Source organism: Variovorax rhizosphaerae (assembly GCF_037889975.1).
Classification (GTDB): domain Bacteria; phylum Pseudomonadota; class Gammaproteobacteria; order Burkholderiales; family Burkholderiaceae_C; genus Variovorax; species Variovorax rhizosphaerae.
Genome location: NZ_JBBKZT010000009.1, coordinates 278,637 through 291,177, shown reverse-complemented (window position 1 = coordinate 291,177; position 12,541 = coordinate 278,637). Strand labels below are relative to the sequence as shown.

Genomic DNA, 12,541 nt, shown 5'->3' with positions numbered 1-12,541 from the left:
GTCTGTTCTTTTATCGGTCGCGGTCCACGACCATGTGGGCCAGCGCACGCAGCGCCGCCGTGTCCGGCAGCGTACTGCGTTCCAGGGCAGCCAGTGCGTCGGACAGGAGCGCTTGCGCGCGGGCGCGGGCGCCGTCGAGGCCGAGCAGCGACACGTAGGTGGGCTTGTCGTTCTCGGCGTCCTTGCCGGCGGTCTTGCCGAGCGTGGCCGAATCGGCGACCACGTCGAGGATGTCGTCGACCACCTGGAAGGCCAGGCCGAGCGCCGCGCCGTACTCGCGCAGGGCGCGCATCGCTTCGGCGGAAACACCCTCGGCGCAGGACGCGCCCATCTCTACGCTGGCTTGAAGCAGCGCGCCAGTCTTGAGCTGGTGCATGCGGCGCAATTGCGGCTCGGTCAGGGCCAGGCCGACGCTGGCCAGATCGATGGCCTGGCCGCCGGCCATGCCGTGGCTGCCGGCCGCCAGCGCCAGCAGGCGGCACAGGCGGGCCTGCACGGCATCGGCCACGCTGGCGTCGCCGGGGGTGAGCAGTTCGAAGGCCAGGGCCTGAAGGGCATCGCCGGCGAGAAGCGCATCGGCCTCGCCGAACTTCACGTGCACCGTGGGCTTGCCGCGGCGCAGCACATCGTTGTCCATGCAGGGCAGGTCGTCGTGCACCAGTGAATAGGCGTGGATCAGTTCGGTGGCGCAGGCGGCGCGCAGGGCGGCCTGGGGCTCGCCGCCGACGGCTTCGCTCGCGGCAAGCACCAGCAGCGGACGCAGGCGCTTGCCGCCGTCAAGCACCGCATAGCGCATCGCGTCGCCGAGCGGTGGCGGGCCATCGATGCCAACCCAGCGCGACAAGGCCGCCTCGACATCGGCCAGCAGGGGATTGCACCAGGCGGCCAGGCGGGCTGCGTCCCAGGATTCCAGTTGTTGAACGCTCATTCGGGGGCCCAGGCCTTCAGGCTGCCTGCATCCAGCACCTTGATCTGGTCTTCCACCGCCTGCAGCTTTTCGCGGCAGAACTGCAGCAGGACGGCGCCACGCTGGTAGCTGCCGAGCAGTTCGTCCAGCGGCAACTGGCCCGATTCCAGGGCGGCCACGAGTTGCTCGAGTTCCTGCAGGCCGGCTTCATAGCTGGCCGGCAGCGGCGCGGCCGGCGCGGCGTCGGGAGAAGTGGGCTTGGGCATGCGGGGATCGTCGGTCAAACCGGGCATTTTAGGGTGGCGACTGCAATCGGGGCGGACCCGCAGCCGTCCGCCACCAGTACCGGGGCGTGACGGACCGCATGGTACGACTGGCGGAGGCCGGAATGAAACCCCGCGGGTACAATCCATCCTTCCTGCCCCGGCAGGTTGCCAATCCGTTTTCCCGGGCCGTTCTGCTTACGCAACGGCGTCTCCCGTTTCCATTTTTCTCCCTGTGGGGAGCTTGGTCAGGTCCTCATGTCTGATTTAAGTCTTCAACTGCAGCAGGCCTCCAGCCCTCTTCATGTTTCCTCGTATTTCGACGAGGCGCTCTACGCCCGCGAAATGGCGACGCTCTTTGCCGACAGCCCGCGCTACGTCGGCCATCAGCTCGCGGTGCCCGAACTGGGCAACTACCACACGCTGCCGCAGGAGCATGAAGGCCGCGCCCTGGTGCACACGCCCAAGGGCGTGGAGCTGATCTCCAACGTCTGCCGCCACCGCCAAGCCGTGATCCTGCAGGGCCGCGGCGCGCTCGATGCCAAGACCGGCGGCAACATCGTCTGCCCGCTGCACCGCTGGACCTACGCCGCGGCCGACCCGCGCACCACCGGCACGCTGATCGGTGCGCCGCATTTCGCGCAGGACCCCTGCCTGAACCTGCACAACTATCCGCTCGAGGCCTGGAACGGGCTGCTGTTCGAGACACGTCCCGGCGGCAGCCGCCGCAGCATCGCGGCCGACCTGGCCACGCTCGGCCCCCGCGCGGACCTCGACTTCAGCGGCTATGCCTTCGACCGCGTCGAGTTGCACGAGTGCAACTACAACTGGAAGACCTTCATCGAGGTCTACCTGGAGGACTACCACGTCGGCCCCTTCCACCCCGGGCTGGGCAGCTTCGTCACCTGCGACGACCTGCGCTGGGAGTTCGGCGACAAGTATTCGGTGCAGACCGTGGGTGTCGCCAACCGGCTCGGCCGTGCCGGCAGCCCGGTCTACCAGAAGTGGCAGGAGCAACTGTTGCAGTACCGCGAGGGCAAGCCGCCGAAGTACGGCGCGATCTGGCTCACCTGCTATCCGAACGTGATGGTCGAGTGGTATCCGCATGTGCTGACCGTCTCCACGCTGCACCCGATCGGGCCGCAAAAGACGCTCAACATGGTCGAGTTCTTCTACCCCGAGGAAATCGTGGCCTTCGAGCGCGAATTCGTCGAAGCCCAGCAGGCCGCCTACATGGAGACCTGCGTCGAAGACGACGAGATCGCCGAGCGCATGGACGCCGGCCGCCGTGCGCTGATGCTGCGCGGCGACGACGAAAGCGGCCCATACCAGAGCCCGATGGAAGATGGCATGGAGCACTTCCACGAGTGGTATCGGCGCGCGATGTTGCCTGCGGAGACCTTGCCGCAAGAGGCGCTCTCAGCCTGACCCCTTTGCGGCGCGGTCGGCGCCGCTTTCTTTTTTCCCAACGTACGAGGCAAGATGCAAGCGCTCTGGATGGTGCTGGCCGCACTGATATTCGCGACCATGGGGGTCTGCGTGAAGATCGCCTCCGAGTGGTTCAACCCTGCTGAACTGGTTTTCTATCGCGGCCTCATCGGCATCGTTTTCCTGGCACTGCTGGCGCGCAACCAGGGGATCTCGCTGCGCACGCAGTATCCCGGCATGCATGCCTGGCGCAGCTTCATCGGCGTGGTGTCGCTGGGCGCCTGGTTCTATGCCATCGCCCACCTTCCGCTGGCGACCGCGATGACGCTCAACTACATGAGCAGCGTGTGGATCGCGGTGTTCCTGATCGGCGGCACGCTGCTCGCGTGGGTGCCGCTGCCCGGACGCGACGGCCGCGTGGAACGACCGCCGCTGCAGGGGGCGCTGATGCTCACGGTGGTGGTCGGCTTTGCCGGCGTGGTCATGATGCTGCGACCGACGCTCGGCGACCGACAGGCCTTTGCCGGGCTGGTCGGCCTGATGTCGGGGCTGACGGCGGCCTTTGCCTACATGCAGGTGGTGGCCCTCTCGAAACTCGGCGAGCCGGAGTCGCGCACGGTGTTCTACTTTGCCGTGGGCTCGGCGGTGGCCGGCGGCATGGGCACGGTCGCGACCGGCTTCTCGGACTGGCCCGGCGCCCTGCACGCGATGTGGCTGTTGCCGGTCGGCGTGCTGGCCGCCCTCGGACAGTTGTGCATGACCCGCGCCTACTCGCGCGCAAAGACGCCGGGCGGTACGCTGCTGGTGGCCAACCTGCAATATTCCGGCATCGTTTTCGCGGCGGTCTACAGTGTGGCGCTGTTCGGCGACCGTATCGACGGGCTGGGTTGGGGTGGCATGGCATTGATCGTGGCCAGCGGCATCGTCGCGACTATCCTTCGTCAACGCGCTGTTCCCAAGGCGCCCGCAGAAGAACATTGATTTGAAGGAAGGACCGATTGCGATGTACACGACCCTGATCTCCGTCGAACAACTGAAGGCGCTGCAGGCCGCCGGCACGCCTCTGATGGTGTTCGACTGCACCTTCGACCTGAGCCGCCCGCATGCCGGCGAGCAGCAATACCGCGACGCCCACATTCCCGGCGCCGTCTATGCCAACCTCGACACCGCCCTGAGCGCCCCTCACGGCGCGCCGGGCAAGGGCGGCACGGTGATCGCCGCCGAGATGGGCCTGCCGGCCTCGGGCGGCCGCCATCCGCTGCCGAGCCGTGAACGCTTTGCCGAGTGGCTGTCGAGCGTCGGTTTTCGCAACGACATGCAGGCCGTCGTGTACGACCGCAACGGCCTGAACTACTGCGGCCGGCTCTGGTGGATGCTGCAATGGGTCGGGCATGAGGCCGTGGCCGTGCTCGATGGCGGGTTGCAGGCGTGGCAGGCGTCGGGCGGCGAAGTCACGGGGCGCGAGGAGCCGTCGCACTTCCAGTCCAACTTCGTGCTCGGGCCGGAACGGGTCCGGCTGGTCGCAACGGACACGGTGCTGAAGCGGCTGGGCGACACCGGCCAGACCGTCATCGATGCGCGCGCCGCGCCGCGCTATCGCGGCGAGGTGGAACCGCTCGACCCGGTGGCCGGCCACATCCCCGGTGCGCTGAACCGGCCCTTCGCGGAGAACCTCAGCCCCGATGGCCGCCTGAAGCCAGCCGCGCAACTGCGCCAGGAGTTCGATGCCCTGCTGGGCGGACGCGATCCGGCCGGCGTGGTGCACCAATGCGGCAGCGGCGTCAGCGCCCTACCGAATCTGCTGGCCATGCGCGTCGCCGGCTACGACCTCACCGGCCTCTATGCGGGCAGTTGGAGCGAGTGGTGCAGCGACGCTGCAAGGCCGGTGACCAAGGGCTGACCCCAGGGCCAGGCCACGCCCGGCTCACTCCCGGCGGCGGGTCGAGTCGAGATGGCAAAGCCACGTCGACGCGAGACAACGTCAGCCCATCGTCAGCGTTGCAACCGGCGGCGCTGCCGCGGGAACCGGCCACCTGCATGAGACTCCTACCGCGGTCACGCATCAACGCAAGCCGACAGGCACAGCCCGCATGAATCGTTTCTTCCTTCGCGCCGCAGCCGCGCCGCTGCTCCTCGCCCTCTGCATGTTGAACGCACACGCGCAACCCGGGCATCCCCACGTGCATGGCCAAGTCAAGCTCGACGTGGCCATCGACGTGCGCGCCATCACCATCCACGTCGATTCGCCGCTCGACAGCATCGTCGGCTTCGAGCGAGCGCCGCGCACCGATGCCGAGCGCAAGACCGCGCAGCAGGCCCTTGCGCAACTCCGCGCGGCCGGCAAGCTGTTCACCATCGACCCGGCTGCCGGTTGCACGCTGAGCCAGGTCGACCTCGATGCACCGACGCTTGGTCTCGGCAAGGCCCCGCCGGTCCAGGCGCCCGGCCATGGCGACCTCGAAGGCAACATCGTCTTCGAATGCCGCAGCCCGGTGCAGGCGCGCTACGTCGATGTCGGCCTGTTCGATGCCTTCTCCGCCATCCGGCAGATCGACGTGCAGATCGCCACGCCCGACGGTCAGTACCAGCGCACGCTGAAGCGGCCCTCGGCGCGGCTCACCTGGGGCCGGCAGTGATCCCGGTCCTCAGCATCGAGCATCTGCGCTTCGCCTGGCCCGGCCACGCGGCACCGGTGCTCGACATCGAGACGCTGTCGGTGAACGCGGGCGAGGCGGTGTTCCTGCACGGGCCGAGCGGTTGCGGCAAGAGCACCTTGCTGTCGCTGATGGCAGGCGTGCTCGTCGCCGACGCGGGGCATGCGCGGCTGCTTGGCCACGACTGGGCCCGGCTCTCCCGACGCCAGCGCGACCGCACGCGCGTGGCGCATGTGGGCTACATCTTCCAGCAGTTCAACCTGCTGCCGTACCTGAGCGTGATCGACAACGTGCTGCTGCCCTGCCGCTTCTCGCCGCGCCGCGCATCGCGGGCCGATGGCACGCCGCGCGCGCACGCCGGGCAACTGTTGCAACGCATGGGCCTCGACAAGGCGCTCTGGCAGCGTCCGGCGCTGCAGCTGTCGGTCGGTCAGCAACAACGCGTGGCGGCGGCGCGCGCCCTCATCGGCCACCCGGAGCTCGTCATCGCCGATGAGCCCACCTCCGCACTCGACGAAGACCGGCGCGAGGCCTTCCTTGACACCCTCATGAGCGCCTGCGAGGCGAACCACAGCGCACTGGTCTTCGTCAGCCACGACAGGCGCATCGCCGAGCGCTTTGGACGGCATGTCTGGCTGCCCGACATCAACCGGGCGGCGCTCGTGAGCGCAGGCGCATGAGCGCGCTGTTCGGCATCGCCTGGCGCAGCGCCTGGAACCGGCGTTTCACGCTGGCGCTGACGCTGCTGTCGATCGCCTTGTCGACCTGCCTGCTGCTCGGCGTGGAGCGCATCCGCACCGAGCTCCGGCAGAACTTCGCGTCCTCCGTGTCGGGCACGGACCTCATCGTCGGCCCGCGCACGGGCTCGACGCAACTGTTGCTGTATTCCGTGTTCCGCATCGGCGCCGCCACCAGCAACGTCTCCTGGAAAAGCGTGCAGGCGTTGGCCACGCATAAAGGCGTCGCCTGGGTCGTGCCGCTGTCGCTCGGGGACTCGCACCGGGGCTTTCCGGTGCTGGCCACGACGCCCGACTACTTCACGCGGTTCCGCTACGGCGACAAGCAGCCACTGGTGCTCCAGGAGGGCAAGCCCTTCAACGACATCTTCGACGCCGTGATCGGTGCCGAGGTGGCGACGCAGCTGGGCTATCGCTTGGGCGAGAAGATCACGCTGGCCCATGGCGGCGGTGAGCTTGAGGCTACCGCGCATGCCGACAAGCCCTTCACCGTGGTCGGCGTGCTCGCGCGCACCGGCACACCGGTCGACCGCACGGTACACATCGGCCTGGGTGCGATGGAAGCGATCCACCTCGACTGGGCCGGTGGCGCGCCGATGCCGGGCGTGCAGATTCCCGCCGATGCGGTTCGCAAGTTCGACCTCACGCCCAAGTCCGTGACCGCCGTGCTGGTCGGGCTGAAGAACCGTGCTGCGGTGTTCGCGGTGCAGCGCTGGGTGTCCGGCTATCCCGACGAGCCGCTGATGGCGATCCTGCCCGGCGTCGCGCTCGACGAGCTGTGGCGCGTCGTCGGTGTCGGCGAGAACGCGCTGATGCTGATGTCGGCGCTCGTCGCGCTGGTCAGCCTGGGCGGCCTGGTGTCGGTGGTGCTGGCCGGGCTGAACGAACGTCGGCGCGAGCTGGCCGTGCTGCGCGCGGTCGGCGCGGGCCTGCGCCATGTGCTCGTGCTGCTGGCCCTGGAAGGCGGCATCGTCACATTGCTGGGCGTGCTGCTGGGCATGCTCATGACCGCGCTGGGCATCGCCCTGCTGTCGCCGTGGCTGCAATCGCAGCTCGGCCTGGCCTTGCACCTGTCGGAACCTACACTGAACGAATGGCGCTTGCTGGGTGCCCTGCTGCTGGTCGGATGGCTGGCGGGACTGCTGCCCGGGATTCGCGCCTATCGGCTGTCGCTGGCCGATGGCCTTTCGCCCAGAATATGACCCACCCCCACAGCGCCTGTGGCGCCCGTGCGGCTACCAGAGGCGGCTGCTCTTGCGTTCCGTCCAAGCCTGCGCAGGCAGGCTTGGGGCCGCGGCCCTCAGCCCCTCGAGGGGGCGCACCCGGTGGCCCGGCAAAGCCTGTTCCACGGGTGCCCTGGAACAGGCCACAAGGTGCCCGACCTGGCGCAATGGGTGACCGGGCGACACCGCTGGAAACCGACTTCAAACCGACCATCATGCTTCGCTCCGCCGCCATTGCCCTCCTCATCACGTTCACCACCGCCGCCTGGGCCGCCGACCCCGCGCCTTCGGGCACCAGCGCCGCCAATCCGCTCGGCGGCAAGGCGGTGTCCGCCAAGGTCGCGCCGGGCCAGCCCCGCCAGATCGCCTGGGAAGAACTGGTGCCCAAGGACTGGGACCCGATGAAGGCCTTCAAGGGCGTCGACTTCAGCAAGCTCGACGACAACGACCCGCGCGCCAACGAGATGCTGATGAAGCTGCAAAAGGCCTCCGACAACGCGCCCACCAACCCAGCGATGAACGGGGTCATGGTGAAGATTCCGGGCTACCTGGTGCCGCTCGAAGAAAAGAACGGCCAGGTCAGCGAATTCCTGCTGGTGCCCTACTTCGGCGCCTGCATCCACACACCGCCACCGCCCGCCAACCAGATCATCCATGTGGAAACCTCGAAGGCCGACAAGGGCCTGCGCGCGATGGACACCATCTGGGTCACCGGCAAGATGCAGACCCTGCGCAACGACTCCATGATGGGCGTGAGCGGCTACCACGTCACGGCCGACAGCGTCACCAAGTACACCAGCGGGGCGAAATAGTCGCGCTGCGCCGACAGGGCGCGACGGCGCTTGCTGTCAGCCGAAGGTCGGCGGATGGTCGAGGATTCACGTTGAAAGCCTGGGAGGACCACGACATCCATGCGAATGACGCGATGACCTCTTCTCACCCCGCCACCCCCGTTTCCAGGCTCCTGATCCTGGCCGTCTGCGCAGGCGCCTTGACCCTCGCTGGCTGCGACAAGCTCAAGGGCGTTCCCAATCCCACGGCGCCGCCAGCGCCTTCCCCCAACTCCGAGGCGGCACCTCCGGCGGCCACATCCGCACCGCAGGCCGTGGCCGTCGCGGCACCACCGCAGCCACCGGCCTACACGGCGCCGACAGCGGAACAACTCGACCAACTCGTCGCCCCGATCGCGCTCTATCCGGACAAGCTGGTCGCCCAGGTCCTGGCCGGCGCCACCTGGCCGGACCAGGTCACGGCCGCCGACCACTGGCTGGACCAGAACCGCACGCTCAAGGCCGGCCCGCTGGCCGATGCTGCCGAATCGCAGCCGTGGGACCCCAGCATCAAGTCGCTCACCGCCTTCCGCCCCGTGCTCGACCAGATGGCGAACAACCTCCCGTGGACCACCGCGCTCGGGCAGGCCTACTACAACGATCCGGACGGCACGCTGGCCGCGATCCAGACGATGCGCCAACGCGCGTCGCGGGCCGGCAAGCTCAAAAGCACACCGAAGCTTCGCGTTGCAGCCGCACCGGGGCCGGACGCCTACATCACCATCGCCCCCGCGCAGCCCGACATGGTCTACGTGCCAAGCTATGACCCGCAAGTCATCTACGGCGAACCGGTTCCCGCCTACCCCGGCTATGCCTGGTCGCCGCCGGTGTACGCGGAGCCGCGCTACAGCAATGCGCAGATCGCCACCGCCGGCCTGCTGACCTTCGGCGCCGGCGTGGTGGTCGGCTCCGCATTGCAGCGGCACGACTGGGGTTGGAACGCGTGGAACATGAACTGGGGCCGGCCGGCGCCCTACCCGCGTGGCGCGCGTCCGCCGCATGCAGCGCCCGTCTACGAAAGACCCGCGGTGATCTACAACCGCACCGCGTACGTGTCGCGTTCGGAAACGGTGATCCAGAACAACACGCGCAACAACTTCTTCAATGGCAACAACGGCCCCCGGTCGCAGCAGATGCAGGCGCAGGAGCGGCAACAACAGGCAGCACAGCAGGCAGCGCAACAAGCCCAGGCGCAGCAGGCGACGATGCGACAGCAACAACAACTGCAACGCGCCCAGCAGGAGCAGCAGGCCAGCCGCCAGCAAGCACAAGCGCAGCAAGCCCAGCTGAAGCAACAACAGCAGCAATTGCGTCAGCAGCAAGAGCAGGCGCGCCAGCTGCAGACGCAACAGGCCCGGCAAGCGCAGAACGATGCGCGACAAGCCCAACTTCGCCAAGAGCAGGCGCAGCAGCAGGGCAGGCAACAGGATGCCCAGCGGCAGCAGGCGCAGCAACAGCAGCAACAGCAACAGCGTCAGCAGCAACAGCAGCAACAGTTGCAAGCCCGGCAAGCCCGCGAATCGCAGCAGGCGCAGGCACGCCAGCAACAGGCCCAGCAGCTTCAGGACCAGTCACGCCGCCAGCAAGCAGCACAGGCGCAACAGGCCCAACAGGCGCAAGCCCGTCAACGCCAGACGCAGCAGCAAGCCCAGCACCAACAGCAGATGCAGCAGCAGGCGCAGCGCCAGCAACAGATGGCCCAACAGCAGCAACGCCAGCAACAGGCTCAGCAGCAACAAGCGCAGCAGCTTGCACAGGCGCAGGCCCGCCAGGCCCAGGCGCAGCAGGCGCAACAGCATCGGGAGCAACAGGCGCGCGGCACCCCGGGCCGACCCGGCCAACGGCCGGACGATCCGAACAAGCCTTGACGCCGGCGTGAGCCAGCAACAGGCACTGCCTACCCCTTGCGCACGTGCTCCGGCCGCACCCCGATACCGACCGCATACGCCGGGATGCCCTGCAAGATCGGATAGCGCTGCGCGAGCCGCAGGATCCACGGCACCGTGAATCGCTTGCCCTTGGCCGCGGTACCCTGCAGTACCGGCGCGAGCACCCGGTTCTGCACGGCCACCTGCACCGCCTGCGTCACCTTGGCCGGAAATTCCCGCCGCGCCTGCACCGTTGGCAGCAGCGCCGTGATCGCATCCGCGCTCTCGTTCGGGTCGAGCAGCACATCGCGCAAGATGTTGGCCGCGGCCACAGCGTCCTGCACCGCGAGGTTGATGCCGACACCACCCACCGGTGACATCGCATGCGCCGCATCGCCGATGCACAGCAGACCCGGCTTCCACCATGTCTCCAGCCGGTCGACCGTCACGCTCAGGAGCTTCACGTCATCCCAACTCGCGATCTGGTCCACCCGGTCCGCAAAGGGCGGCACGATGGCCGCGACGTCGGCGCGAAAGGCCTCGATCCCGCGCGCCTGGATCGCCGCAATGCCGCCCTTGCCAATGACATAGGCGCACTGCCAATACGTCGTGCGGTCGATGGTCGCCATGAAGTGGCCCGCGTCGATGTAGCCGCCCGATCCATCGGGGTCGTCGGGATGCTTGGGCAGGCGCATCCACAGCACGTCGATGGGCGCGCCGATGTCGCGCACCACCAGCCCGGCCGCACCGCGCAGCACCGAGCGGCGCCCATCGGCGGCCACCACCAGGTCGCAGGCCATCTGCGACACGCCCTCCGCGGTCTTGACCTCCACGCCCACGACGCGTCCGTCACGCTCGACGAGTCCCGTGGCCTCGGTGTTCAGCATCAGCCGGAATTCGGGGTACCGCTCGCCTTCGTCGCGGATGAAATCCAGGAAGTCCCATTGCGGCATCAGCGCGATGAACTTGCAGCGCGTCGACAGGTGCGTGAAATCGGCCAGCCCGACCTCCTGTCCCGAAATGTGCGCGCGCAATCGATGCGCCTCGTCATGCGGCCGGGCCAGGAAGCGGTCGAGCAGCCCGAGTTCGGCCATCACGTCGAGCGTGGACGGATGCACCGTGTCCCTCCGAAAGTCGCGCAGGAAGTCGCCATGTTTCTCCAGCACGACCACCGGCACGCCGGCACGCGCCAGCAGGAACCCGAGCATCATGCCGGCCGGTCCGCCGCCGACGATGCAGCAGCGCGCCGGCGCCATGGCTTCACCGTGGCGATCTCTTGGGGCCATGCCGGATTGGGCCGCAACGCCGAACAACTGTCTGTCGGCGTGTACTGACAGCGTCATCGGTCATAAGATGGATCGAGGTCATCTTTCCAACCCGACGGAGACACCATGAGCACGCACATCTACAAGCACATCGAACTCACCGGCTCATCCCCGAGCAGCAGCGACGAGGCGGTGAAGAACGCGATCGCCAAGGCCAGCGAGTCGGTGCGCAACATCCAGTGGTTCGAAGTGCTCGAAACGCGCGGCCATGTGAAGGATGGGAAGGTCGCGCATTGGCAGGTGACGCTGAAGGTCGGCTTCACCCTCGAGTAGCCGTCACCCCCTCTCAGGGGCTGAAGCGCAGGCTGCGGAATGTTCGTTCCGCTGCCGGTCGTGCCTTGCACTCGACACCGCCGGTGGTCAGGCCGCCATCGTCGCTGAGCAGTTGCATCTCGCCGCTGCCCGGAACGGTGAACAGTGCCTCGGGGCGCAAGGTGCCGAGGTCCACGTTCTTCAGTGGGACGGGCCCATCCGCCGGCTGCCCCGACCAGCGGAAGAGCGCGAAGCTGCCCGCGTCGGCGGTCGGGCCTGCCACCAGCAGGTAGCCCGCGCCCATTGTTTCCATGCTGCGCAGGCCGCGCCGGCCCAGCGGCAGTTGAATCGGCGCGCCCCATGTGGACGGCCGGCCCTCCAGCACATCTTGCGGGTTCAGCAGCGGCATCACCAACGCTTCGCGCCCGATCAGCGGATTGCGAAATCCCACCAGCAGCGGCCCTTTCGGCGTGGCCGCCAGGCTCTCGATGTTGAAGCCGCCTTCCGCCTCCGGTGCGCGTTGCGCGGCTTGCGCCAGGCCCAGCCGCTGCCCTTCCGGCGTCGCCAGCAGGTCCGTCTGCAGCCCCGCATAGGCCTTGCCGACCGGCCGCAGAGTGGGTGGCGTGGTCGACACGTCGAAGTCGGTCGCGAAGAAGCGCTGTCGCGCCGGGCGTGGCTTGGCATTCTTGTTGCGCCCATGCGAGGTGATCCAGTAGATGCGGTTGCCGACCGTGGCCGCGCCCTCGATGTCGGATTCCTCGTCACCGCTGCCCAGGAACGCCGCGAGCGACAAGGTCGACACCGGCTCCGGCTGGCCGTGGCGGTAGATGCGCAGGATGTTGTCCTCGTCGCTCGCCATCACGAAGTGATCGGGGCCCAGCGCCGAGGCGGCCGATGCATCGCAGGTGCCCCGGTAGACCAGCACCTCCTGCGTCGGCGCCGCGGCAACACACAGCATCGCCATGCCCGCAAGAGCGAAGGAGACGCCACGCATCGCGAAACTGGCCATTTGCGGATGCTATGTCCCCGGTATATCCGCCGACTCCCCTGCAGA

Annotated in this window: 13 protein-coding genes; 9 read left to right on the top strand and 4 right to left on the bottom strand. The window is 68.0% G+C overall.

Going from position 1 to position 12,541, the window contains the following annotated elements; translation table 11 throughout:
• Positions 1-10 precede the first annotated feature (10 nt).
• Positions 11-928: a polyprenyl synthetase family protein gene (locus WKW82_RS20905; protein ID WP_340344252.1), complete on the bottom strand. Its 918-nt coding sequence runs from the start codon at positions 926-928 to the stop codon at positions 11-13.
• Positions 925-1,173, bottom strand: a complete 249-nt coding sequence (gene xseB, locus WKW82_RS20900; protein ID WP_340344345.1) for an exodeoxyribonuclease VII small subunit — start codon at positions 1,171-1,173, stop codon at positions 925-927. The genes WKW82_RS20905 and xseB overlap by 4 nt, the downstream gene beginning before the upstream one ends.
• A gap of 255 nt (positions 1,174-1,428) precedes the next feature.
• Here xseB and WKW82_RS20895 point away from each other — a divergent pair, with 255 nt between their 5' ends.
• The 8 genes from WKW82_RS20895 (at position 1,429) to WKW82_RS20860 (ending at position 9,910) form a co-directional block, all read left to right on the top strand.
• Positions 1,429-2,598 carry an aromatic ring-hydroxylating oxygenase subunit alpha gene (locus WKW82_RS20895; RefSeq protein ID WP_340344251.1) on the top strand — a complete coding sequence of 390 codons (1,170 nt, stop codon included), beginning with the start codon at positions 1,429-1,431 and terminating at the stop codon, positions 2,596-2,598.
• Positions 2,599-2,652: 54 nt separating this feature from the next.
• A complete protein-coding gene (locus WKW82_RS20890) occupies positions 2,653-3,579 on the top strand; it encodes a DMT family transporter (RefSeq protein ID WP_340344250.1) in 927 nt (308 codons plus the stop codon).
• Positions 3,580-3,601: 22 nt separating this feature from the next.
• The gene (locus WKW82_RS20885; RefSeq protein WP_340344249.1) at positions 3,602-4,498 is read left to right on the top strand and encodes a sulfurtransferase; all 897 of its coding nucleotides are present in this window, start codon (positions 3,602-3,604) and stop codon (positions 4,496-4,498) included.
• Positions 4,499-4,688: 190 nt separating this feature from the next.
• Positions 4,689-5,234 (top strand): DUF2796 domain-containing protein, encoded by a 546-nt coding sequence (locus WKW82_RS20880; protein ID WP_340344248.1) that lies wholly within the window; start codon positions 4,689-4,691, stop codon positions 5,232-5,234.
• Positions 5,231-5,932 (top strand): ABC transporter ATP-binding protein, encoded by a 702-nt coding sequence (locus WKW82_RS20875; protein ID WP_340344247.1) that lies wholly within the window; start codon positions 5,231-5,233, stop codon positions 5,930-5,932. Before WKW82_RS20880 ends, WKW82_RS20875 begins: the two co-directional genes overlap by 4 nt.
• Positions 5,929-7,191 carry an ABC transporter permease gene (locus WKW82_RS20870; protein WP_340344246.1) on the top strand — a complete coding sequence of 421 codons (1,263 nt, stop codon included), beginning with the start codon at positions 5,929-5,931 and terminating at the stop codon, positions 7,189-7,191. Before WKW82_RS20875 ends, WKW82_RS20870 begins: the two co-directional genes overlap by 4 nt.
• Before the next feature lie 236 nt (positions 7,192-7,427).
• On the top strand, positions 7,428-8,024 hold the full coding sequence (locus tag WKW82_RS20865) for a DUF3299 domain-containing protein (RefSeq protein ID WP_340344245.1): 597 nt from the start codon (positions 7,428-7,430) through the stop codon (positions 8,022-8,024).
• A gap of 113 nt (positions 8,025-8,137) precedes the next feature.
• Positions 8,138-9,910, top strand: a complete 1,773-nt coding sequence (locus tag WKW82_RS20860; RefSeq protein ID WP_340344244.1) for a DUF3300 domain-containing protein — start codon at positions 8,138-8,140, stop codon at positions 9,908-9,910.
• A 29-nt stretch (positions 9,911-9,939) separates the two neighbouring features.
• Here the strand turns inward: WKW82_RS20860 and WKW82_RS20855 are convergent, their stop codons facing one another.
• Complete coding sequence (locus WKW82_RS20855; RefSeq protein ID WP_340344243.1) at positions 9,940-11,196, bottom strand: FAD-dependent oxidoreductase; 1,257 nt, start codon at positions 11,194-11,196, stop codon at positions 9,940-9,942.
• 105 nt (positions 11,197-11,301) lie between these two features.
• Between WKW82_RS20855 and WKW82_RS20850 the strand changes: the two genes are divergently transcribed.
• Complete coding sequence (locus WKW82_RS20850; protein ID WP_340334187.1) at positions 11,302-11,508, top strand: dodecin; 207 nt, start codon at positions 11,302-11,304, stop codon at positions 11,506-11,508.
• 13 nt (positions 11,509-11,521) lie between these two features.
• Here WKW82_RS20850 and WKW82_RS20845 read toward each other — a convergent pair whose 3' ends face one another.
• Positions 11,522-12,496: a DUF3616 domain-containing protein gene (locus tag WKW82_RS20845; protein WP_340344242.1), complete on the bottom strand. Its 975-nt coding sequence runs from the start codon at positions 12,494-12,496 to the stop codon at positions 11,522-11,524.
• Between the last annotated feature and the right edge of the window lie 45 nt (positions 12,497-12,541).